19 protein-coding genes and 1 pseudogene are annotated in these 20,238 nt (G+C 66.2%); 6 read left to right on the forward strand and 14 right to left on the reverse strand.

The genetic code is table 11. From position 1 onward, the window contains the following. Positions 1–2,654: glycosyl hydrolase family 65 domain-containing protein (locus tag AU197_RS16845; protein WP_156434453.1), on the forward strand; the 2,654-nt coding region annotated here is incomplete at its 5' end. Between the two features lie 24 nt (positions 2,655–2,678). Here the strand turns inward: AU197_RS16845 and AU197_RS16850 are convergent. Genes AU197_RS16850 through AU197_RS16870 form a run of 5 tightly spaced genes read right to left on the reverse strand, consistent with a single transcriptional unit; the run spans position 2,679 to position 7,123 of the window. Beyond that, positions 2,679–3,131, reverse strand: a complete 453-nt coding sequence (locus AU197_RS16850) for a hydrogenase maturation protease (protein ID WP_064403850.1) — start codon at positions 3,129–3,131, stop codon at positions 2,679–2,681. Further along, positions 3,128–4,420: a Ni/Fe hydrogenase subunit alpha gene (locus tag AU197_RS16855; RefSeq protein ID WP_064403851.1), complete on the reverse strand. Its 1,293-nt coding sequence runs from the start codon at positions 4,418–4,420 to the stop codon at positions 3,128–3,130. The genes AU197_RS16850 and AU197_RS16855 overlap by 4 nt, the downstream gene beginning before the upstream one ends. Next, positions 4,417–5,175: an NADH-quinone oxidoreductase subunit B family protein gene (locus tag AU197_RS16860; protein ID WP_064403852.1), complete on the reverse strand. Its 759-nt coding sequence runs from the start codon at positions 5,173–5,175 to the stop codon at positions 4,417–4,419. Before AU197_RS16860 ends, AU197_RS16855 begins: the two co-directional genes overlap by 4 nt. Further along, entirely contained in the window at positions 5,176–6,030 is an 855-nt protein-coding gene (locus AU197_RS16865) for an FAD/NAD(P)-binding protein (protein WP_064403853.1), read from the reverse strand. After that, entirely contained in the window at positions 6,023–7,123 is a 1,101-nt protein-coding gene (locus AU197_RS16870; protein WP_064403854.1) for a 4Fe-4S dicluster domain-containing protein, read from the reverse strand. The genes AU197_RS16865 and AU197_RS16870 overlap by 8 nt, the downstream gene beginning before the upstream one ends. A gap of 108 nt (positions 7,124–7,231) precedes the next feature. Between AU197_RS16870 and AU197_RS16875 the strand changes: the two genes are divergently transcribed. Together AU197_RS16875 and AU197_RS16880 are read left to right on the forward strand one after the other, a co-directional pair. Then, positions 7,232–7,666, forward strand: coding sequence for a pyridoxamine 5'-phosphate oxidase family protein (locus AU197_RS16875; protein ID WP_064403855.1), 435 nt, complete (start codon positions 7,232–7,234; stop codon positions 7,664–7,666). A 67-nt stretch (positions 7,667–7,733) separates the two neighbouring features. Beyond that, complete coding sequence (locus tag AU197_RS16880) at positions 7,734–8,711, forward strand: 1-phosphofructokinase family hexose kinase (RefSeq protein WP_064403856.1); 978 nt, start codon at positions 7,734–7,736, stop codon at positions 8,709–8,711. 11 nt (positions 8,712–8,722) lie between these two features. Here the strand turns inward: AU197_RS16880 and AU197_RS16885 are convergent, their stop codons facing one another. Together AU197_RS16885 and AU197_RS16890 are read right to left on the reverse strand one after the other, a co-directional pair. Further along, positions 8,723–9,592: a 3-oxoacyl-ACP synthase gene (locus AU197_RS16885; RefSeq protein ID WP_064403857.1), complete on the reverse strand. Its 870-nt coding sequence runs from the start codon at positions 9,590–9,592 to the stop codon at positions 8,723–8,725. Next, complete coding sequence (locus AU197_RS16890; protein ID WP_064403858.1) at positions 9,576–10,682, reverse strand: 3-oxoacyl-ACP synthase III family protein; 1,107 nt, start codon at positions 10,680–10,682, stop codon at positions 9,576–9,578. The genes AU197_RS16885 and AU197_RS16890 overlap by 17 nt, the downstream gene beginning before the upstream one ends. A 336-nt stretch (positions 10,683–11,018) precedes the next feature. Between AU197_RS16890 and AU197_RS16895 the strand changes: the two genes are divergently transcribed. Next, entirely contained in the window at positions 11,019–12,743 is a 1,725-nt protein-coding gene (locus AU197_RS16895; RefSeq protein ID WP_064403859.1) for a sensor histidine kinase, read from the forward strand. Between the two features lie 9 nt (positions 12,744–12,752). Here the strand turns inward: AU197_RS16895 and AU197_RS16900 are convergent, their stop codons facing one another. Genes AU197_RS16900 through fdxA form a run of 3 tightly spaced genes read right to left on the reverse strand, consistent with a single transcriptional unit; the run spans position 12,753 to position 15,013 of the window. Then, positions 12,753–13,205: a pyridoxamine 5'-phosphate oxidase family protein gene (locus tag AU197_RS16900; RefSeq protein ID WP_064403860.1), complete on the reverse strand. Its 453-nt coding sequence runs from the start codon at positions 13,203–13,205 to the stop codon at positions 12,753–12,755. Between the two features lie 5 nt (positions 13,206–13,210). Next, entirely contained in the window at positions 13,211–14,620 is a 1,410-nt protein-coding gene (locus AU197_RS16905; protein ID WP_064403861.1) for a WS/DGAT/MGAT family O-acyltransferase, read from the reverse strand. Positions 14,621–14,674: 54 nt separating this feature from the next. After that, on the reverse strand, positions 14,675–15,013 hold the full coding sequence (fdxA, locus tag AU197_RS16910) for a ferredoxin (protein ID WP_064403862.1): 339 nt from the start codon (positions 15,011–15,013) through the stop codon (positions 14,675–14,677). A 130-nt stretch (positions 15,014–15,143) separates the two neighbouring features. Between fdxA and AU197_RS16915 the strand changes: the two genes are divergently transcribed. Then, on the forward strand, positions 15,144–15,800 hold the full coding sequence (locus AU197_RS16915; RefSeq protein ID WP_082696719.1) for a TMEM175 family protein: 657 nt from the start codon (positions 15,144–15,146) through the stop codon (positions 15,798–15,800). 171 nt (positions 15,801–15,971) lie between these two features. Here AU197_RS16915 and AU197_RS16920 read toward each other — a convergent pair whose 3' ends face one another. Then, positions 15,972–16,424 carry a DoxX family protein gene (locus tag AU197_RS16920; protein WP_064403864.1) on the reverse strand — a complete coding sequence of 151 codons (453 nt, stop codon included), beginning with the start codon at positions 16,422–16,424 and terminating at the stop codon, positions 15,972–15,974. Positions 16,425–16,515: 91 nt separating this feature from the next. Here AU197_RS16920 and AU197_RS16925 point away from each other — a divergent pair, with 91 nt between their 5' ends. After that, the gene (locus AU197_RS16925; protein WP_064403865.1) at positions 16,516–17,178 is read left to right on the forward strand and encodes a helix-turn-helix transcriptional regulator; all 663 of its coding nucleotides are present in this window, start codon (positions 16,516–16,518) and stop codon (positions 17,176–17,178) included. Position 17,179: 1 nt separating this feature from the next. Here AU197_RS16925 and narI read toward each other — a convergent pair. From narI to narH, 3 genes and pseudogenes are all read right to left on the reverse strand, one after another. Continuing rightward, a pseudogene (narI, locus tag AU197_RS16930) lies at positions 17,180–17,914 on the reverse strand (respiratory nitrate reductase subunit gamma); the annotation flags it as partial. After that, positions 17,913–18,566 (reverse strand): nitrate reductase molybdenum cofactor assembly chaperone, encoded by a 654-nt coding sequence (gene narJ, locus AU197_RS16935; protein ID WP_064403867.1) that lies wholly within the window; start codon positions 18,564–18,566, stop codon positions 17,913–17,915. The gene narJ and the pseudogene narI, both read right to left, overlap by 2 nt. Then, the gene (narH, locus tag AU197_RS16940; RefSeq protein WP_064403868.1) at positions 18,563–20,230 is read right to left on the reverse strand and encodes a nitrate reductase subunit beta; all 1,668 of its coding nucleotides are present in this window, start codon (positions 20,228–20,230) and stop codon (positions 18,563–18,565) included. Before narH ends, narJ begins: the two co-directional genes overlap by 4 nt. Between the last annotated feature and the right edge of the window lie 8 nt (positions 20,231–20,238).

The following is a 20,238-nucleotide window of genomic DNA, read 5'->3' on the forward strand; positions in this document are numbered from 1 at the left end:
GTGCACGGCGGTGGCGGAGGCCGGGGGTGGGGGGGGGGGGGGGCGCGGCCCCCCCGCCCGGCGGGGCCCCCGCCCGTGGCGGGTTGCTTGGGGGGGGCGGGGTGGGTATCGCCGTGCGCCACGATGAGGACCGGGATCGGCCGAGCGCGGCCAGCTTCTCGCTCGACAACCCGCTTCAGGTCCGAGATTTCCTGCACCGCGGGGGACGATGGCTGGCACGCCAGCACGCCACCTCGACGGTGGCGTGGACCTACACCTTCGAGGGGTACGACCCGCCGACCGAGAAGTTGCGCGAGGCGTTGTGCACCGTCGGCAACGGATACCTCGCGACCCGCGGCGCCGCTCCCGAGTCGAAGGCCGGTCAGGTCCACTATCCGGGAACGTATGCCGCCGGGGTGTACAACCGCCTCGACGACGTCCTGGCCGGTAAGAAGCTCGAACACGAGAGCCTGGTGAACCTGCCCAACTGGCTTCCGCTGACGTTCCGCATCGACGGCGGCCCCTGGTTCGACGTGGATGCCGTGACATTGCTGTCCTACTGCCAGACTCTCGATCTCCGAGGCGGGGTGCTGACCCGTACCTTGCGCTTCAGCGACGACGCCGGGCGGATAAGCTCGCTGAGGCAACACCGGTTGGTCTCGATGAAGCAGACGCACATCGCCGCTCTGGAAACCACGGTCGTGGCCGAGAATTGGTCCGGCGCAATAGAATTCCGCTCGACATTGGACGCCGACATCTGCAACGGCGGAGTGGAACGATACCAGGGCCTGGCCAGTGATCATCTCGAGTCCCTGAAGATGGGCGAGATCGCGAACGACGCGGTGCTGATGTCGGTGCGAACCACGCAGTCTCAAATACCGATCGCGCTGGCGGCACGGACCACGGTCTGGCACGACGATGACGCCGCGGCCGCGGAATATCGTCTGGTCGAGCATGAATTCGAGATCGGGCACGACATTCTCCTCGACATGGCGGAGGGCCGGTCAGTGACAGTCGAGAAGGTCGTGGCGGTGGTGACGGGTCGCGATGTCGCCACATCCGAACCCGCGGGAGGCGCGGAGCGCAGACTGACACGGCAGGGCCGATTCCGCGAGATCCGCCAAGAGCACACGCTGGCCTGGGCGCACATCTGGGAGCGACTGTCCATCGAATTCGACGGCCACCCGGACGAATTGAGGATTCTGCGGCTGCATCTGCTCCATCTGCTGCAGACCGTGTCATACCACAGCGAGGACCTGGATATCGGCGTCCCCGCTCGGGGTCTTCACGGCGAGGCGTATCGCGGCCACGTGTTCTGGGACGAACTGTTCATCTTCCCGGTTTTGAACCTGAGGTTCCCGACCATCACGCGGGCGCTGCTGCGGTACCGCTACCGCCGGCTCCTCGAGGCGCGGCGGGCCGCCAAGCTCGCCGGCTATGCGGGGGCGATGTTTCCGTGGCAGTCGGGCAGCGACGGCCGCGAGGAAAGCCCCTCACTACATCTCAACCCCCGATCCGGCCGGTGGAATCCGGATGCGAGTCACCTCGCACACCACATCGGTATCGCGGTCGCCTACAACGTGTGGCAGTTCTATCAAGTCACCGGCGACCTGGCCTACCTCATCGACTACGGTGCCGAGATGCTGATCGAGATCGCGCGATTCTGGGTCAGCAGAACCACATACGACGATGCCGCCGATCGGTACGGGATTCTCGGTGTGATCGGGCCCGACGAGTTCCATTCCGGCTACCCCGATCGGCCGTTCACCGGCGTCGACAACAACTCCTACACCAACGTGATGGCGGTTTGGGTGATCCTGCGTGCCATCGACGCCCTGCAGGAGATTCCGCTGCCCAACCGCCTCGACCTTCGGGAGAAGCTCGGGCTGACCGACGAGGAACTCGAACAGTGGGACCGGGTGAGCCGCCGCATGTTCGTGCCCTTCCACGACGGGTTGGTGAGCCAGTTCGAGGGCTATGACCGCCTGGCGGAACTCGATTGGGACGGGTACCGGGCCCGCTACGGCAATATCCAGCGCCTCGACCGGATCCTCGAGGCAGAAGACGACGACGTCAACCGCTACCGAGCCTCCAAGCAGGCCGATGTGCTGATGTTGCTTTACCTGCTGTCGTCGGATGAGTTGCGCGAACTGCTCAATCGGCTCGGCTACCAGCTCGCACCGGAGATGATTCCCGCGATGGTCGACTACTACATCGCCCGCACCTCACACGGTTCCACGCTCAGCGCCGTCGTGCACTCATGGGTGCTGGCCCGAGCGAATCGTGACCACGCCGTCGACTTCTTTCGCGATGTGCTGAAGTCCGACGTCGACGACATCCAGGGCGGCACGACATCCGAGGGTGTGCACCTCGCCGCCATGGCGGGCAGTGTGGACTTGATGCAGCGGTGCTTCACGGGCCTGGAATTGCGTGGTAACCGTCTCGTATTGTCGCCGCAGTGGCCGGAGTCGTTGGGGGCGTTGGGCTTTCCCATCCACTATCGCGGCCATCACCTACATGTGCGCGTCAGCGGCCGGGGAGCCGAAGTCAGCGTCGGGCCTCAGGATGTACCGCCCGTGACGGTCGAGTGCCGCGGACGCGTACAACAACTCAAACCCGGGAGCGTCATCAGATTTCTCAGCGAACCCGACGTACCCGCGAGCGGCCGGCCCTAGGACCCATGGTCGTCGACGCGCGGTTCACATGTGGTGATCGAGTTCGGCGAGCACCGCATTGACGACACTGGGAACTGCGGCCGCGACGTCGGGAGTCATGCCGACGCCATGGTCGGCGTCGATGATGTCCACGCTGAACCCGACAAGGCGATCGGGCAACTGCCCCAACGCTTCGCCCAACGCAAATGCCTGAGGCAGCCCGATCGCATGTGAGCTGATGGGACCCGCCACCCCGGCATCGCCGGGAGTCCATCGCCGGATTCGGCCGGGACTGGATCCCTCGCCCATCGCGGCGTCGACGACGATCGCGAGTCCGGCACCGCTCCATGCGTCGAGAAGGGCGCCGGGCTCACCCGTGCAGACGAGCACCCGCACGCCCGGGAGGTTGCGGCCGGCGATCTGTTCGGCGACGGCAGGCCCGACTCCATCGTCGCGGCGGTAGCTGTTGCCGATTCCGATCACCACATCGCCGCTCACAACCGGTCGACCGTCAGGGTCAGGAAGTGCGCCGAGCACGAGATGCAGGGGTCGTGGTTGCGAATCGCCCTCTCGCACAGCGCGGTGAGCGTGTCGTCGGCCATCGTGAGGTTTGCGCCGACGAGTTCGGCCATCTCGTGTTCGATGGCCGCCTGGTTCTGAGCGGTGGGCGGGACGATCACCGCCGACCGCACAAGACCGTCCGCACCGATGTCATAGCGGTGATACAGCAGTCCGCGCGGCGCCTCGCTGACACCGTGGCCGATCCCGTCCCGGGCGGGAACGTCGACGAAGGGGCGGTCGGGCACCCGATACTCGGCGATGATGCGCAACGCTTCCTCGATCGCATAGACGATTTCGACAGCGCGAACGAGAATGCTGCGGAACGGATTCCGGCATACCTCGCCGAGACCCGCTCGGGCCGCCGCCTCACGCGCGAGGGGCGAAAGGGTTTGGGAGTTCAACGCGTACCGGGCGAGCGGACCGGTCAGGTAACGGGCGCCGTCCAATGTGGCGTGCAGCGCCGTGGACCGCTGCACCTGCGACTCGACGACGTGGTCACTGAAGTCGCTTATCGCAAACGGTTGCCCGGCGCTTCGTCGAATCGTGCCGTTCTCGATCGGGTAGCGGTCGGGCGCTGTCAACGCCAGGAACTCGTGGTCGAATTCGGCTTCCGGGAAATCGAATTCACTCACTCGGTCCAGCAACCAGAGCGCGTCGTCCAGGGCGCTGCGAAGTTGCTCGGCAAGGGGGCCGAGCTCGGCCGGCTTCGGGACCGAATAGAACCCTCCCAACCGTACATTGATCGGGTGGATCGCGCGTCCGCCGATCTTCTCCATCAGCCGGTTGCCGGCCTTTTTCAACGCCAGCCCGCGCTCGATGAACTCCGGGTGGTCCCGAGCGAGGCTGATCCCGTCGGGATAGCCGAGGAAGTCCGGTGCGTGCAGCAGCACGATGTGCAGGGCGTGGCTGTGAATCCATTCCCCGCAGTACAGAAGTCGTCGCAACGCCACCGGTTCCGGGTCGACGGTCACCGCGCACGCGTCTTCGATGGCGTTGCAGGCGCTCACCTGGTAGGCGACCGGGCAGATGCCGCAGACCCTGGCTGTGATGTCGGGTGGTTCGGTATAGGCGCGACCGCGCAGGAACGCCTCGAAGAACCGGGGTGGTTCGTAGATGTTCAACTCGACGGTGTCGACGATCCCGTCACGCAGCGTGACGTGCAGGGCGCCTTCCCCCTCCACCCGCGTCAACGCCCCGACGCTCAACGTTCGGATCTCTTCGCTCACCGGTCGTTCCGTTCGTGGTCGAAGTTGACCGCGTTGAACGTGGCGAAGACGCGCTCGACACCCGCGGCCGACATCCCGTCCCGGCGCAAGAACGGAATGAGCGCGGCGGTGTTGGGGGTGGCGGCGGGCCCGAAGCATCCGTAGCAGCCGCGCCGATAGGTGGGACACAGCGCGCCGCACCCGGCGTGAGTCACCGGTCCCAGGCACGGGGTCCCGTCGGCAACCAGGACGCACGTGACGCCGCGGTTCTTGCATTCTGTACAAACCGTTTTGGCCGGCAACCGTGGTTTGCGCCCCACCAGAAGTGCCGCCAGGGTGTCGAGCAGTTGCCCGCGGTCAATCGGGCAGCCCTGGATCTGGTAGTCGACGGCGACGTGTGCCGAGGCCGGCGTCGAGGTCGCCAGGGTATCGATGTATTCCGGTTTGGCGTAGACGACCGAGGCGAATTCGGAGACATCGGCGAAGTTCCGCAGGGCCTGCACCCCACCGGCGGTGGCACAGGCGCCGATCGTGACGAGCACTCCCGATTGCTCCCGGATCTCTCTGATACGACGCTCATCGGCCGCCGTCGTGATCGAGCCCTCCACCAGCGATACGTCGTACGGGCCGGCGACGGTGGCGCTCGACGCCTCCAGGAACGTGGCGATCTGCACCTGCTCGGCCAGCGTCAACAGTTCGTCCTCACAGTCCAACAAGGTCAGTTGGCAGCCATCGCAGGACGCGAACTTCCACACGGCTAGTTTCGGTGTTCCCACCTACAGCTCCTTCACACTGAGCAGGGCCTCGGCGGCGTCGTATCCGACGACCGGTCCGTCCCGGCACAACAGCAGGGGGCCGAGCTGGCAGTGTCCGCACCATCCGACTCCGCATTGCATATTTCGTTCCAGCGATACCTGGATCTTGTTCGGAGGAAGTCCTTTTCGTACCAGCTCAACAGCGCTGTTGTGCATCATGGCCTCGGGGCCGCACAGAAACGCGGTGGTGCGATCGGGTCGCACCGGTGTCCGGCGCAGGGGTTCGGTGACGAAGCCGACTTCACCGGGCCACCCCTGGATCGGTACGTCGACGGTCAGGTGCACCTCGATGGCTCCGCTGTTCGACCAGTCGGCGAGCTCGGGGGCGAAGAGAAAGTCGTCGCGGGAGCGGGCACCCGCGATGAGGGTCACCCGACCGTATGAGTCGCGATCTTTCAGGACGGCCAGAACGACGGGGCGAAGCGGTGCCAGGCCGACGCCCCCCGCGACGATCACCACGTCGTCCCCGGTCCCGGCCGGCAGCATCCATCCGGTGCCGAACGGCCCCCGCATGCCGATCACGCTGCCGGGGGCGGCGCCGTGAAGTGCGCGGCTCACCGCGCCGACCGACCGAATGGTGTGAAGAATGTCGTCGCCGCCGGAGTCCGGTACGCCGCTGACGGAGATCGCGATCTCGCCGATGCCGAAGGCGTACATCATCATGAACTCGCCGGGCCGGGGTGTCGGTAGCGGTTCGTGCACGGGTTGCAGGCACAGCGTCGCCGAATCACGATTTTCATCGGTTCGGCGGTGCACCCGGTACGGCACCGGGGTCATCGCCGACGACGGCGCCTGCGGCGCCTCGGTTTCAGTCATCACTGGCTTCGGACTGCCGGGCGGCCAGGTTGTGCATCTCCTCGGTGATGTCGATCCCGGTGGGGCACCAGGCGATGCATCGCCCGCAACCGACGCAGCCAGAACTGCCGAACTGGTCGTGCCAGCTGCCGAGCTTGTGGGTGATCCAATGGCGGTATCGGGAGGCGCCCGATTGCCGAACGCTCCCTTCGTGAATGAACGTGAAGTCGAACTCGAAGCACGACGCCCACTGCATCCATCGTTCGGCGTGCTGCCCCGTGAGATCGGTGGTGTCCTCGACGGTGGTGCAGAAACACGTGGGGCAGACCATCGTGCAGTTTCCACACGTCAGGCATCGACTGGCCACCTCGTCCCACTGCGGCGATTCGCGTGAGTCGATCAGCAGCTCGCGCAGGTCGCCGGTGGGCATCTGACGGCCCATCTTGCCGGCCGCGTCGGCGACATCGCCTCGCGCGGAGCCGATCTCGTCGGGGGTGGCGTCGCGGTGCGGCAGCGCGGAAAGCACGTCTTCGCCAGCTTCGCTTCCGACGTCGACCAGGTAGCTGTGTCGGTTGCCGTCGATCCGTTCGGTGAGCGCCAGATCGTAGCCGGGCCCGGCTTCGGGTCCGGTGCCCATCGACGCGCAGAAGCACAGGCCGCCGGGTTCGGTGCAGTTGACGGCCACGACGAAGATCCGCGCCAATCGACCGACGAACCCCTGGTCGGGATGGCCGCCCACGCCGAGCACGCCGTTGAGGACGGCGATCGCGGACAGATCGCATGCCCGTACCCCGAGGAACGCGTACTTCGGAGTCTCTTCGGACGTCTCGCCTTCGGAGGACCACAGCTGTTGGCGCGGTGGGTGGAGGAACTGCTTCCAGGATTGCGGTCCGGCCGAATGACCGAACAGCGCGTCGTCGTCGCGTTTGCGCAACCGGTAATGTCCGGGCCCGGTGTCCACGCCCCAGCCGCGGGGCAGATCATCCGCGGAGGCCAACTCGGCCAGCACGATCGCGTTCTCGGACCGGGTGGGTCCTATCACCCGGTAACCGCGCTGCTGAAGCGTGCCGACCAGTTCCCCCATGGCGGCGGCCTCGATCACGGCGCTGGTCATGGGGTCTATCGTCCTGCTAACCCTCGCCGAATGCAGGGCCTTTAGGGCACGAGTTGAAGGGACTTTTGGCAGCGTCACCGGCCGCGTCTTCTCCGTACCGTCGTAGCCATGTCCACACCGACGCAACCGATCGAAATCCTCTCCGAGAGCGCATGCTGGAAATTGATGTCGGCCTGCCCGCTGGGGCGCCTGGTCACCAGCGTCGGCGGCGAGCCGGAGATCTTTCCGGTCAACTTCGTCGTCCAGGACCGAACCGTGCTGTTCCGCACGGCCGAGGGCACGAAGTTGAGTAGCGCGGTGATCAACAAGAACGTGCTGTTCGAGGCCGACGACCACAACGCCGTCGAGGGTTGGAGCGTGGTGATCAGGGGTTTGGCCCGGACCCTTCGCACCGATGACGAGATCGATGAGGCCGAGCGGGCGCAGCTGCTTCCGTGGACGGCCACGGTCAAACCCCATTACGTGCGCATCCGTCCGCTGCGTGTGACGGGCCGTCGGTTTCTCTTCGGCTCGGAACCCGATCGCGAGTTCACGATCGCCTGAGGTCCGATGTTGACATGCGAGTTCGGGAACGGAGAAGCGCAGTGACGTCTGTACGGGCCGGCCTGTGATGCAACGTACTGGGGCGCAAACCAGAACCGTCATCACGACATTGACGATGAACCCCGCTCTCGATATCACGACCGATACCGACGTTGTGCACCCCACCGACAAGATCCGTTGCGCCGGAGCGCGGTACGACGCGGGTGGTGGCGGCATCAACGTATCGCGCGTCGCCAACGTCCTCGGGGTACCGACGTCGGCCATTTTCCCGGCCGGCGGTTCCACAGGTGACCAAGTCGAGAAATTGCTCGCCGAGGCCGGTGTGCCTTCCCGAGTCATACCGATTGCCGATTCGACCCGAGAGAGCTTCACGGTCAACGAACGCACTACCGGCAGGCAGTACCGCTTCGTCCTACCGGGTCCGCGGATCGCTCCGTCGGAGCAGGCGCAGTGCCTTGACGAATTGAGGGCGGCGGCCGCCTCAGCCGAGTTCGTCGTCGCCAGCGGCAGCCTGCCGCCATCGGTGCCGCCGGACTGGTATCAGTGCGTGGCAGAGATCTGCCGGGAGACGGGTTCACTTCTGGTGCTGGACACCTCGGGCGGCGGGCTGACCCATGTGACGTCCGGGGTTTTCCTGCTCAAGCCGAGCATCCGCGAACTGCGCGAGTGTGTGGGTCGTGATCTGGTGACCGAGGCGGCGCAGTTCGCCGCCGCCCGTGAGTTGATCGACCGCGGCATCACTCAGTCGGTGGTGGTGTCCCTCGGATCCCACGGGGCCCTCGTGGTGACCCCGCGACGGAATGAACGAATCCCTGCCGTGCCTGTGCACGTCGTCAGCGGCGTGGGCGCCGGCGATGCAATGGTCGCCGCGATCGTGGTGGGTCTCAGCCATGGCTGGCCGCTGAATGAGGCGGTTCGTTTCGGCGTCGCAGCAGCAACCGCGATGCTGATGACGCCGGGCACCGTCGTCCCGACGCGCAGCGAGGTGGAGCGCTTCCTCGCCCGGGTTCCCGAACCGATGGCGGTCGACTTTCCTCACGCCTGAGGGGTTTTCGGCTACATCCGGTACAGCGCCGCCCCAGCCGTCACGCCCGCGCCCGCGGCGACGATCATCACCAAGCTGTCGGGCGGGCTGGTGTCGGCGGCCTTGCCGAGCGCGGCCGCCAGGGCCGCCGTGTGCATGTGTTGGTCGTCGCCGACCGTGATGCGTTCGATTGGGACGTTCAGCTGCGAAGCCAGCTCTGCGCGAAATGCGGGACTGGCCGGCGCCGCGACTATCGATGTGATCTCATCGATTCCGGTGTCGGATTCGATGAGGCACCGCTGCGCCGCACGCGCCGCGGTACGCGCGAAACCACTTTCGGCAGAACGTGATTCGCGGATCCTCAACAGATTGCGCTGTTCCACCATGCCGATCGTGGCCGACACCGTGTCGTCGTCGTCTTCCGACCGCTCCCACCAGACCGGCCCGAGCCCGCGTCCGTCTTCGGACCAGCCGCACAGCAGCGAGGCGCCTGCGGGGCTGTAGGGGAATCCCTCGCTCGAACCGTGTCCCGGATCGGCGTCGCCGGCGACCACCAATGCGCAGTCGATCACCCGCGACCGCAGGAAGCCGTCGACGATGTGCAGGGCGGTGAGCATTCCGCACGAGCCGTTGGCGACGTCGAACGAGAAGGTGCCGTGCCCGCCGGTGTGCGGCTGCTCGTCATTGGCTCCGATGTCGTCCTGGATCATCGAGGCGAGGGCCGGCTCGCCGAGGTTGCGGTCGCGGTAGATGCCCGCGTTGACGAGGAGGTCCACATCGTCGGCGTTGCGCCGGCCCTTGCGAAGGCACTTCTTCGCCGCCCTGTCGATCAGCCGCAGAGCACTGTGACGGGTGCGCCAGCCGCCGTTGACAACGGTGATCTGGTCAATCACGGTTCCCATAGTGGCTCACCAACTCCCGGTCCAGTGTCAAGAGGACGAAGCCGATCTCCAGACCGGATGCCAATGCGATCAAAGCGATGGTCTCCCCGGGTGAGATGCGCCGAGCCTCGAGCTCTTCGATGAGCGCGACGGTGTGCGTCGTCGACGCGGTGTTGCCGTAGCGGTCGACGGTGACGACCGCCTCGTGTTTCGGGGTGGCGCCGAACTTGGCCGAGACTTCGGCCATACCCTTGCGAATCGCGCGCGCCGACGTCTGATGGGTGATGACGTGGTCGATTTCGTCGATGGATCGTCCTGCCTCCCGGAGTACCTCGCGCAGCAGTGTCGGTGTGTTCGCCATGGCGGCCCGGTGGATGCCCCGTGCGTCGGTGAACATCCGCGCGCCGGGGTCGTTGCCCTTGGGATAGCCGAGACAGAGCCGGCTGTACTCGGCCAGTGTCGTGAAACCGGCCAGGATGATGCTGCCCGAACCGATTTGAGCCCTTTCGAGTAGGAGCGCCGCCCCTGCGTCGCCGAGGGTCAGGGACGCGAGTTCCTTGCTCATGATGTTGTGCACGTGGCGCGCCGCGTTGCGCCCCAGCGGGGAGATGTACTCGCCACTGACGATCAAGGCCCGCTTCACGGCGCCCTGCCGGATCATGTTGTTGGCAATGGTGACTCCGGTGAGCATCCCGGCACACGCGTTGTTGAGATCGAAGGTCATCGCCGAATGGGCGCCGATGGCGTGTGCCACGGCAGAACTCATCGTCGGCTCCAGCCTCTGTGTCAGGCCGCCGCGAAACTTCGTGATGCTGCAGTTGATGATCAGGTCGATCGATGCCGGATCCCGTTCGGCCTTCTCGAGGCAGTCGAGGGCCGCGGCTGTCGCCAGGGTGTAGGAGTCTTCGTCGCCCACCGAAACCCGCCGCTCGCGAATTCCGGTCAGCCGCTCGAGATCGATGTGGGTGTGATGGCGTGTGGTCGACATCAGGTCGTCGGTCGCCAGGTGCGTGGCGGGCAAATGCCGTCCCGCACCGGCTATCCGGGTCTCGAACATCGGGGCCGGACCGTGCGACGGCGGCTCCATCACCAGCCAATGCGTGCCTGCCATGCGCTGAGCATCCAATGTCGACGACGCGCGCAACAGAGCGTTTCGGCCGTGCGGCACAGGGACCTTCGGCCCTTAGTCGGTCGCCCGCGTGAACGTGGCGTCCGCAGTGGCACGGGAGAGCGGATGGCTGGCGGCGGTCCACTTCGTCACGGAACGAAAGATTCCTGCGTGGGATCCGAGATCGTGCCCGGGGACCACGCAGCGAAGGGTCGAGCCCGAGCCAAGGTGTAGGAGTTGCCGCGTGAGCAAATGGCTGCACCTGGCTAGAGCGTCGACGGGGAGGTCAATACCGCCGATTGCTGGCCAGTTCGGCGCGGCAAGTGGGAGCATGTCGGCATGGCTGACGTGGCACAGCCGGCCGAAGCGTGGGGTGAGGCCGCCCGGCCGCCGGTGCGAGAGACCCTGTCACAGTTGCGCCTCCGTGAGCTGCTCATGGAGGTCCAGGACCGCGTTGAGCAGATCGTCCAGGGCCGGGATCGACTCGACGGCCTCGTCGACGCGATGCTGGTCGTGACGTCGGGGCTCGAGCTCGATCAGACGTTGCGGACGATCGTGCACACCGCGATCGAACTGGTCGACGCCCAGTATGGCGCGCTGGGTGTGCGTGGCCACGACCACGAACTGGTCGAATTCATCTACGAGGGCATCGACGAATCGATGCGGGAGCGCATCGGTCACCTGCCCGAAGGACGCGGCGTACTCGGAGTGCTGATCGACGATCCGAAACCCATCCGACTGGACAACATCTCTCACCATGCGGCTTCGGTCGGATTTCCACCGCATCACCCGCCGATGCGGACCTTCCTGGGCGTGCCGGTGCGGATCCGCAACGAGGTGTTCGGAAACCTCTACCTGACCGAGAAGGCGGGTGGCCAGCCTTTCAGCGAAGACGATGAAGTCCTCGTACAGGCGCTTGCGGCCGCCGCGGGCATCGCGATCGACAACGCCCGTCTGTATGAGCAGTCGAAGACCAGGCAGTCGTGGATCGAGGCCACGCGGGACATCGGGACCGAGTTGCTGGCGGGAACCGATCCGGCAACTGTGTTCAGGCTCGTGGCCGACGAATCTCGCCACCTGAGCGGCGCCAAGATGACGCTCGTGGCCGTGCCCGCCGACCCGGACGAGCCGGCCGAGGAGGTCGATGAACTCGTCGTCGCCGCCACCGCCGGCGATGAACCAGCTGAAAGCTTTCGGTTCATGCCGACCACGGAGACCGCGATCGGGAGGGTGTTCTCGCAGCGCACTCCCAGCAGGTTCGACAGCCTCGAGCTGGCGCCGAACAGGCCCCCGACCGGGCCGGCCCTGGTGCTGCCGCTTCGTACGTCCGACTCCGTCGCGGGTGTGCTGGTGGCCGCGCGACCGCCGGGCTCGTCTCCGTTCAGCCCCGACGAACTCGACATGATGGCGGCATTCGCCGATCAGGCCGCGCTCGCCTGGCAGCTCGCCACCACTCAACGCCGGATGCGCGAACTCGATGTGCTCAGCGATCGTGACCGCATCGCCCGCGACCTGCATGACCATGTGATCCAGCGGCTGTTCGCGGTCGGGCTGGCATTGCAGGGCACCATTCCGCGCTCGCACAAACCCGAGGTCAAGCAGCGGTTGAGCGAATGCGTCGACGATCTTCAAAACGTCATCCAGGAGATCCGCACCGCAATCTTCGACCTCCACGGCGCAGATGCCGGGATCACCAGACTGCGGCAACGCATCGACGAGGCCGTCGCTCAATTCGCGGATTCCGGAATTCGGACGACGGTGCAGTTTTCCGGCCCGCTGTCGGTGGTCGACGCCAACCTGGCAGATCATGCCGAAGCGGTCGTGCGCGAGGCTGTCAGCAACGCTGTGCGTCACGCGAAGGCTTCGACTCTGACCGTCGGTGTCGTTGTCGGAGATGATCTTTGCATCGAGGTGGTCGACGATGGATGCGGAGTCGCCGACAACATCACGGGCAGCGGGTTGGCGAATCTCAAACGGCGCGCTGAAGAAGTCGGGGGAGAGTTCGCGATCGGAGCTGCGCCCACAAGTGGTACCAGGCTGAGGTGGTGCGCCCCGCTGCCCTGACGGGGTGGTTCAGGACGAGGTCGCGCTCGTGTTCTCTGCCCGGTACCTCGGCAGGCCGCGTTCTCGGAATCGGCGGCCGGTCATCTTCTCGGTGCGGATCCGCACGAAGTGATCCCGACGACCGTCGACCCACGGCTGGATGAATGTGCCTGCCACTTCCAGCAATTCGTCGACATCGGTGATCGGCTCGGCGTGCCCGACGACGGTGACGCTCCAACCGGTCCGCAGATCGGCGTCGAGCTCATCGGCCTGGAAGGCCACGACCTGATTGTCGGTGGCCGCGGCGAGCTTCGGCCCGCCGGCGACTCGTATCACCACGTCGTCGTGCCACAGCCGGAAGTTGACCGGCTGCACCGCGGGTAAGGCATCCTCGGTGAAGACCAGCCGACCCACCCGCACGCCTTGCAGCAAGTCCAGGCACTGCCTGCGGTTGAGCTCCTCCAGTTCGTGTCCTTTGGTCATATTCCTCAGCCTCCTTGAACCAGAGCGAGAGTGCCGACGGGGGTGCACCGCCAGTGGCCGACGCTCAAGTCGGCCAGCCGGGTCACGGCTCGCTCGATCCCTTCGGCGAGTTCTTCGACGTCGGGTGCGGCGTCGTAATCGCCGATGATCCCGAACGCGAGGTGGTCGGCGTAGCTCAGGATGGCGATGCCGGTGCGCAGTCGCAGAGCCAGCGGCGGGATCGGGAGCAACCGGATGACCTCGCGGCCCTTGAGGTGCAACCGTTTACGGGGGCCGGGTACGTTTGTCGCCAGCGTCACGACGCCGCGCTGAGGGAGTCGGGTCAACGTGCGCACCGTCCACGCCGTCAGTGGGAAGGGGATCACGTTCGCCGCGGAGACCAGGAGGTTGCCGGCCTCGCGCTGTCCGCTCGCCTTCGACCTGCAGAGACGGGCGTGCACGGTCTGCAGCTGCTGAATCGGGTCGGCCTTGTCGACGGGGAGGTAGGGCAGCATCACCGACACGCGGTTGTCGGGTTCGTCGGCCGCATCCGGGGACCGCACCGAAACCGGCACCAGGGTGCGCAGCGCGGTGCGGCGGGGCTTCTCACCGCGACGCATCAGGAGGCTGCGGTAGCTGTCGGTGATCGCCGCCAGCGCGACGTCGTTGACCGTGACGTCGAACCGCTCGCAGATGCGGTGCACGTCCGGCAGTGACACCTCGACTGCGGCGTAGCGGCGCATGTCGGACACCGGACCGGTCAGCGACGAGGAGGGGGTCGGTCGCAGAATCCCACCCGCTATCTCGACGGCGCCGTGCAGAGCCTGCGTCGCGGCAGAACTCACACCTACAGACGTCCGCCACGCCGCGGTCATCCAGTCGATCGGGTTGAGCGACAGGGCGGGCAGCCGCGGGCCTTTCGGCGCCGGCCGCGCAGCACGAAGCGCCCTCGCGGATGCCTCGCCGTCGTGCCCGTCGCACAGGCGCGAGAGCAGATGGGTCGCCGCGACCCCGTCGGCGATGCAGTGGTGGATCTTCATCAGCATCGCCCACCGGTTGTGCGCCAGACCGTCGACGATCCAGCACTCCCACAACGGCCTGTCGCGGTCCAGGCGGCGTTCCATGACTTCGGCGGCCCAGCGGAACAGGGCTGCGTCGTCACCGGGCCGGGGCAGCGCCGCCCGACGGATGTGGTGCGTGATGTCGACCTGCGCATCATCGACCCAATCGGGGGCCTCGAGGTCCAGCGGATGGGTGCGCAGAACCTGCCGGAAGCGGGGCACCGTCAGAACTCGCTCGCTGAGATCGGCGACCAGCGAATCGAATTCGGGCATCGGCCCGGCGAGGACGGCGATGGCGCCGATCGCGAGGCTCACGTGGGGGTCGGAGTCTTCGGCGTGCAGGAATCCGGCGTCCAATGTGGTGAGCTGCTCCATTCCTCCACTCTCGACGACCGGCGGACGCGTTAGTAGAGCCTTAGGTCCCTACCTTTACCGCGGCGGCATCGCCGCGACCAGAGGCGCGTCGACGCCGACCGGGCCGAGCTTGGCGGCACCGCCCGGGATACCGAGGGGAGTGTCGCGGCCGGGCAGGACCTGGGAGAAGAACGCGGCGTTGTCGGCGAGGTGGCCTTGGTCGTCGTCGGGCAAGTCCGTCTCGAAGTAGATCGCGTCTTCTTCGCACGCCAGCTTGCATGCTCCGCAGTCCACGCATTCGTCGGGGTTGATGTACATCGATCTTGCGCCCTCGTAGATGCAGTCGACCGGGCACTCCGGCACACACGATTTGTGCATCACGTCCACGCACGCACTGCTGATCACGTAGGTCATGGCCGCAGTGTAGGAATCGCGGTGGTGGCCCGTCGCGGGTCGAAGGCCTGCGGAATCGAGGACCAAAGTCCCTCCCGCGGTGGAGCGTAACCGCTCCATCCGCATGTCGGCGGAGGGATACTGATCCACTGTGGCGGCTGAACGGGCCGAACCTGCTCGGCCCTCCGGATACCGGACGACCCGGGTGGAAGCGTTCAGCGATGGCGTGTTCGCCATCGCGATCACTTTGTTGGTGCTCGAGATCGGTGTGCCCGAGGGCTCGGAGGACGACCTGCTGGGCGCCGTTCTCCGCCAGTGGCCGTCCTACCTGACCTACCTGGTGAGCTTCTCCACGATCGGCGCGGTGTGGCTCGAACACACCGTGATCACCGAATTCCTGGATCGGGCCACACCCGCGCTGATCCGACTGAACCTGCTGCTGCTGATGCTCGTGTCATTCCTGCCCTTCCCCACTCGGTTGTTGGGCGACTACATCGACGAAAGCAATGCGCAACGGGTGGCGGTGACCGTCTACGGCATCAACCTGCTCCTGGTGTCGGTCTTGGTATCGTTGATGTGGCGTTATGCGGTGTGGCAGCGCTTGATTCGAACCGAAGTGGACGACGCGGATGTCAGACTCATCACCAAGCGGCTCACCCCGGGGTTGGCCGGGTATGCCGTGTTCGTCGCGGCCGGGCTCTTCTTGCCGATCGTCGCGGTTTTCGGCTACCTGGTGATCGCGGTGTACTTCATCGTCCCCTTCGCCGCGCTGCGGGGAGCCAGACGCGCGATCCGATTGAATGAGTGACCGGCGACTGTGACGGCAGATTCGATGGCGCGGGCCGAAGATCCCGGTGAATGAGCGTGAGCACGAGCTCGACGGACATTCGAGCTCGTGCCACGGTCACCGTCACCGGCGAGACCCGCACCTTCCACGGGGACGAGCGGGTGTTCTTCTCGTACGTGGCGGTCGGCTGACTCAGTGCGTGGCCCTGCTGTGCAGTGGCGCGTCATACAACGAGGCGAGCCGGCCCAGCGTCACCGCGCCCAGCAACAGGCCGAAGTCGCGCAACGCGACGTCGTAGAACCCGGGGTAGGTCAGCAGGTTGACGATGATGCCCGCGAGCCAGAGGGCGACGACGTAGGCGGCGTATCGCGGTTTGACCGCGACCGCGATGCCGGCGACGATCTCGACCACGCCGACGACCAGCATCGTCTGGTACGCGGTGAGCGGGCTGATGTCGACGATCCACGGCGCGAGGTAACCCTCCCAGTCGGTCAGCACGTTGGTGAACTTGTCGAGTCCCATCACGATCGGCAGCACGGTGAACCCGATCCGCAGGATCAGGTAGGCCGCGTAGACGGGATCGGTGCGGGCGCGCAGAAGCGGGCTGGCGGGGTGATCGGTTGATGGCGCATTGGAGGTGGTCATGACGCCGTCCTTTCTATAAATAAACGTTATGTCTTTTAGAGCACACCTTTTCGCGGGGTTTGTCAAGAGTTTTTGGTGATAGAATTCCGGGATGGCCCCGCAGTCCGCCGACCCCGCCTCGCTGGCGGCGTTGACCAGCCTGGACGATCCGATTCGCCGTCGGCTCTATGAGTTCGTCGTGGAGCACGACGAGCCGGTCTCCAGGGAGTCGGCCGCCGCGGCCGTCGGCATCGGCCGCACCCTGGCCGCCTATCACCTGGACAAGCTCGCTGACGGCGGGCTGCTGGCCGTCAGCTATCAGCGCCCCGCCGGCCGCGGCGGTCCCGGCGCCGGGCGTCCGGCCAAGCTCTATGCCAGGACCGCAGACGAGATCGTCGTCAGCGTCCCACCGCGCGACTACGTGCTGCTCGCTCGGTTGCTGGTCGCCTCGATCGAGCGGGACGCCGGGGGAGCGGTGCGGTCGGCCCTGGGCACCGCCGCCCGCGACACCGGGCGGCGGGCCGCGGTCGACGCCGACGGTGACATGATGGCCGCGTTGCGCGACTGTGGATATCTACCTCAATCGGATGCCGACGGCTGTATCACCCTGCGCAACTGCCCGTTTCACGCGGTGGCCAAGGACCACCTGGAGGTCGTCTGCGGCCTGAACCTGCAACTCGTCGACGGTGTGATCGAGGGCAGTTGCACGCCCGGAGCGCGTGCCGAGCTCAGCCCTCGGCAGGGCCGGTGTTGCGTGCTGGTCCACGGCGCCTGATTCACCAACCACGACGGTGCGGGCGCGAGCCGACCAGCTCACCCTTGTCGACGACATCGCGGCTGCGGTAGACGATGTAGGGCCGGAACAGATACCCGATGGGTGCGCTGAACACATGCACCAGCCGCGTGAACGGCCACAGGCAGAACAGCACCAACGCGATGATCACGTGGATGTGGAACCACAGCGGCGCCTGGGCCATCAGGTCACCGCGCGGTTGCAGGATCCAGATCGACCGGAACCAGGGCGACACCGTCTGCCGGTAGTCGTGTTCGGCGCCGACGGGGGTCGCGCCGATCAGCGTGCACGCCAGGCCCGCGACGATGGCCATGACCAGCACCAGGTACATCACCTTGTCGTTGGCGGTGGTTGCCAAGAAGACCGGCCCGGTGGTGCGACGGCGGAAGACCAGCAACGCGATACCCGTCAGCGTGGTGATGCCGGCGATCGCGCCGAGCACCATCGCCTGGATGTGGTAGGCGTGATCGCTGAGTCCGATTGCGTCGGTCCATGATTCGGGAATCACCAGGCCGATGACGTGTCCGACGATCACCACCAGGATGCCGAAGTGGAACATCGGGCTGCCGATGCGCAACAGCCGTGATTCGTAGAGCTGCGACGAACGGGTGGTCCAGCCGAACTTGTCGTACCGGTACCGCCACCAGATCCCGACCGCGACGATCGCCAGCGTCACGTACGGCACCACGTCCCAGAAGATCTCCCAGCCCGACATGTCAAACTCCTTGTGCGCGTCGTGGCGGCACGGTCAACGTAAACGGTTGCAAACCAACCGATTCGGTCGGCGGCCCTGCGACGGCCAGTCGCGCCGCCCGTTGGACGTCCTGTTCGGTACGGGCCGGGAGGGTTTCGCAGACTGCGGCCACGGTGTGCACATACGGGGATGCGGACTGCTGCAGCGCGTCGCACAGCAGGTCGATGGGGGCCCGGTGCTCGACGAGCAGGTGTCGCCCCGCCTCGGGGTCGACGGTGGCGGCGAACTCGAGGACCACTGGCAGGTAGTCGGGGGCCTCGCGTTCCGGCGGGCTGACGCCCGCCTCACGGTAGGCGCGAGCGAACGCCAGCATGTGGTTGCCGCGGTTGCGGGTGTCTCCCGCCGTCCAGTACGTCAGGTACATCGTGGTGCGCCTTCGCATGTCGAAGGTGTCCACATAGTCGACCTGCGCCTGCATCGGATCCTTGGCGCGCAACGCCGCCACGGTGCTCCCGAGAAGGTCTGCGGGCGCGGGGGAAAGGTGCGCCAGCAGTTCGGAAACGGTGGCCAGCCGCTCGGCCTGCTGGTCGTCCGGATAGGTCAACAGCAAGGCGGCCGCCTGCCACACGAGGCGATGTTCGAGGGGGGATTCGCGTCTGCTCCTGAGCAGTCTCATCGATCCGCGCTCCGCTCGGGAAAGATCCCACTGGGTTCGCCCCGGCCGTCCCAGTTGAGCAGGTTGACCCGCGACGGGCGCGACTCGGTGACCGCGATGCCCTCACTGGTCTGCCGGTGGTGCAGCGCATGGAAGCTCTCCACCGCCACGGGCACCGGGGCGCCGCTGGCCTCACCGAACGGACCCGACTCATACATGCCGGGTCCACCCTCGAACGACAGCGAGCAGCCGGGCTCTTCGAGCGCCTGCGCCTCCAAGGCATGGGCATCGGCGACATACGCGGTCGGAATGACGTAACGCTCCTCGTATTTCGCGAGCGCGAGCAGGCGGTACATCTCGTAGATCTGCTCCTCGGTCATGCCGACCGCCTGGGGGATGTGCGGTTGGGTCTCGCGCCCCAGGTTGATGTCGCGCATGTAGGACCGCATCGCGGCAAGCCGCCGCAGCACGCCTTCGACCACGGCCGTGTCCCCGGCCGTGAACAGCCCGGCGAGGTATTCGATCGGAATGCGCAGCGCCTCCAGGGCACCGAACAGGTTTCCGAGTGCCTCACCGTCATGGCCGTCGCGGGCGACCGCGTCGACCACGGGGGACAGCGGGGGGATGTACCAGACCATGGGCATGGTCCGGTATTCGGGATGCAGTGGCAGCGCAACCTGATAGCGGTGAATCAGTGCGTACACCGGCGAGCGTTGGGCGGCCTCGATCCACTCCTCGGAAATGCCCTCCGCGTGCGCGCCGGCGATCACCTCGGGGTCGTGCGGGTTCAGGATGATCGACTTCTGCGCCTCGTAGAGGTCGGTGTCCTTCTCCGTCGCCGCCGCCTCGAGCACCCGGTCGACGTCGTAGAGCACCAGGCCCAAATATCGCAGCCGCCCGACGCACGTCTCCGAGCACACCGTCGGCAACCCGACCTCCACGCGCGGGTAGCAGAAGGTGCACTTCTCGGCCTTACCGGTCTTGTGGTTGAAATACACCTTCTTGTAGGGACATCCGGACACACACATCCGCCAGCCGCGGCAGCGGTCCTGGTCGACGAGCACGATGCCGTCCTCTGAGCGCTTGTAAAGCGCCCCCGACGGGCACGACGCGACGCACGAGGGGTTGAGGCAGTGCTCGCAGATCCGCGGCAGATAGAACATGTACGTCTGCTCGAGTTCGAGGCGGACCTGTTCGTTGACCTTGCGCAGCACCGGATCTCCGGACACGATCTCCGGTGACCCGCCGAGGTTGTCGTCCCAGTTCGCCGACCACTGAACCTTCATCGGTTCGCCGCTGATCAGGCTGCGGGGTGGCGCCACCGGCATGTGCTCGCCCAACGGCGCATTCGTCAGGTTCTCGTAGTCGTAGGTCCACGGCTCGTAGTAGTCGCCGATGCTGGGCATCTTGGGATTGGCGAAGATCCGAAACAGCTTGCTCAATCGCCCGCCGTCGCGCAGCTTCAACCGGCCCTTGCGGTCGCGTATCCATCCGCCGCGCCACCGCTGCTGATCCTCGTAGGTCCGCGGATAACCCTGGCCGGGGCGGGTTTCGACGTTGTTGAACCAGACGTACTCGGTACCGGGCCGGTTGGTCCATGCCTGTTTGCACGTCACCGAGCAGGTGTGGCAGCCGATGCATTTGTCGAGGTTCATCACCATCGCCATCTGCGCCATGACCCTCATAGCGTTCC

Source organism: Mycobacterium sp. IS-1590, assembly GCF_001500025.1.
Classification (GTDB): Bacteria; Actinomycetota; Actinomycetes; order Mycobacteriales; family Mycobacteriaceae; genus Mycobacterium.

What these genes read in the sequence shown, in the direction of transcription:
- AU197_RS16895 (WP_064403859.1), top strand. Translation starts at nt 11,019, where the DNA reads ATGGCTGACGTGGCACAGCCGGCCGAAGCGTGGGGTGAGGCCGCCCGG.
- AU197_RS16870 (WP_064403854.1), bottom strand. Translation starts at nt 7,123, where the DNA reads ATGACCAGCGCCGTGATCGAGGCCGCCGCCATGGGGGAACTGGTCGGC.
- AU197_RS16920 (WP_064403864.1), bottom strand. Translation starts at nt 16,424, where the DNA reads ATGACCACCTCCAATGCGCCATCAACCGATCACCCCGCCAGCCCGCTT.
- fdxA (WP_064403862.1), bottom strand. Translation starts at nt 15,013, where the DNA reads ATGACCTACGTGATCAGCAGTGCGTGCGTGGACGTGATGCACAAATCG.
- AU197_RS16925 (WP_064403865.1), top strand. Translation starts at nt 16,516, where the DNA reads ATGGCCCCGCAGTCCGCCGACCCCGCCTCGCTGGCGGCGTTGACCAGC.
- narH (WP_064403868.1), bottom strand. Translation starts at nt 20,230, where the DNA reads ATGAGGGTCATGGCGCAGATGGCGATGGTGATGAACCTCGACAAATGC.
- AU197_RS16900 (WP_064403860.1), bottom strand. Translation starts at nt 13,205, where the DNA reads ATGACCAAAGGACACGAACTGGAGGAGCTCAACCGCAGGCAGTGCCTG.
- AU197_RS16865 (WP_064403853.1), bottom strand. Translation starts at nt 6,030, where the DNA reads ATGACTGAAACCGAGGCGCCGCAGGCGCCGTCGTCGGCGATGACCCCG.
- AU197_RS16885 (WP_064403857.1), bottom strand. Translation starts at nt 9,592, where the DNA reads ATGGGAACCGTGATTGACCAGATCACCGTTGTCAACGGCGGCTGGCGC.
- narJ (WP_064403867.1), bottom strand. Translation starts at nt 18,566, where the DNA reads ATGAGACTGCTCAGGAGCAGACGCGAATCCCCCCTCGAACATCGCCTC.
- AU197_RS16880 (WP_064403856.1), top strand. Translation starts at nt 7,734, where the DNA reads ATGCAACGTACTGGGGCGCAAACCAGAACCGTCATCACGACATTGACG.
- AU197_RS16890 (WP_064403858.1), bottom strand. Translation starts at nt 10,682, where the DNA reads ATGGCAGGCACGCATTGGCTGGTGATGGAGCCGCCGTCGCACGGTCCG.
- AU197_RS16875 (WP_064403855.1), top strand. Translation starts at nt 7,232, where the DNA reads ATGTCCACACCGACGCAACCGATCGAAATCCTCTCCGAGAGCGCATGC.
- AU197_RS16905 (WP_064403861.1), bottom strand. Translation starts at nt 14,620, where the DNA reads ATGGAGCAGCTCACCACATTGGACGCCGGATTCCTGCACGCCGAAGAC.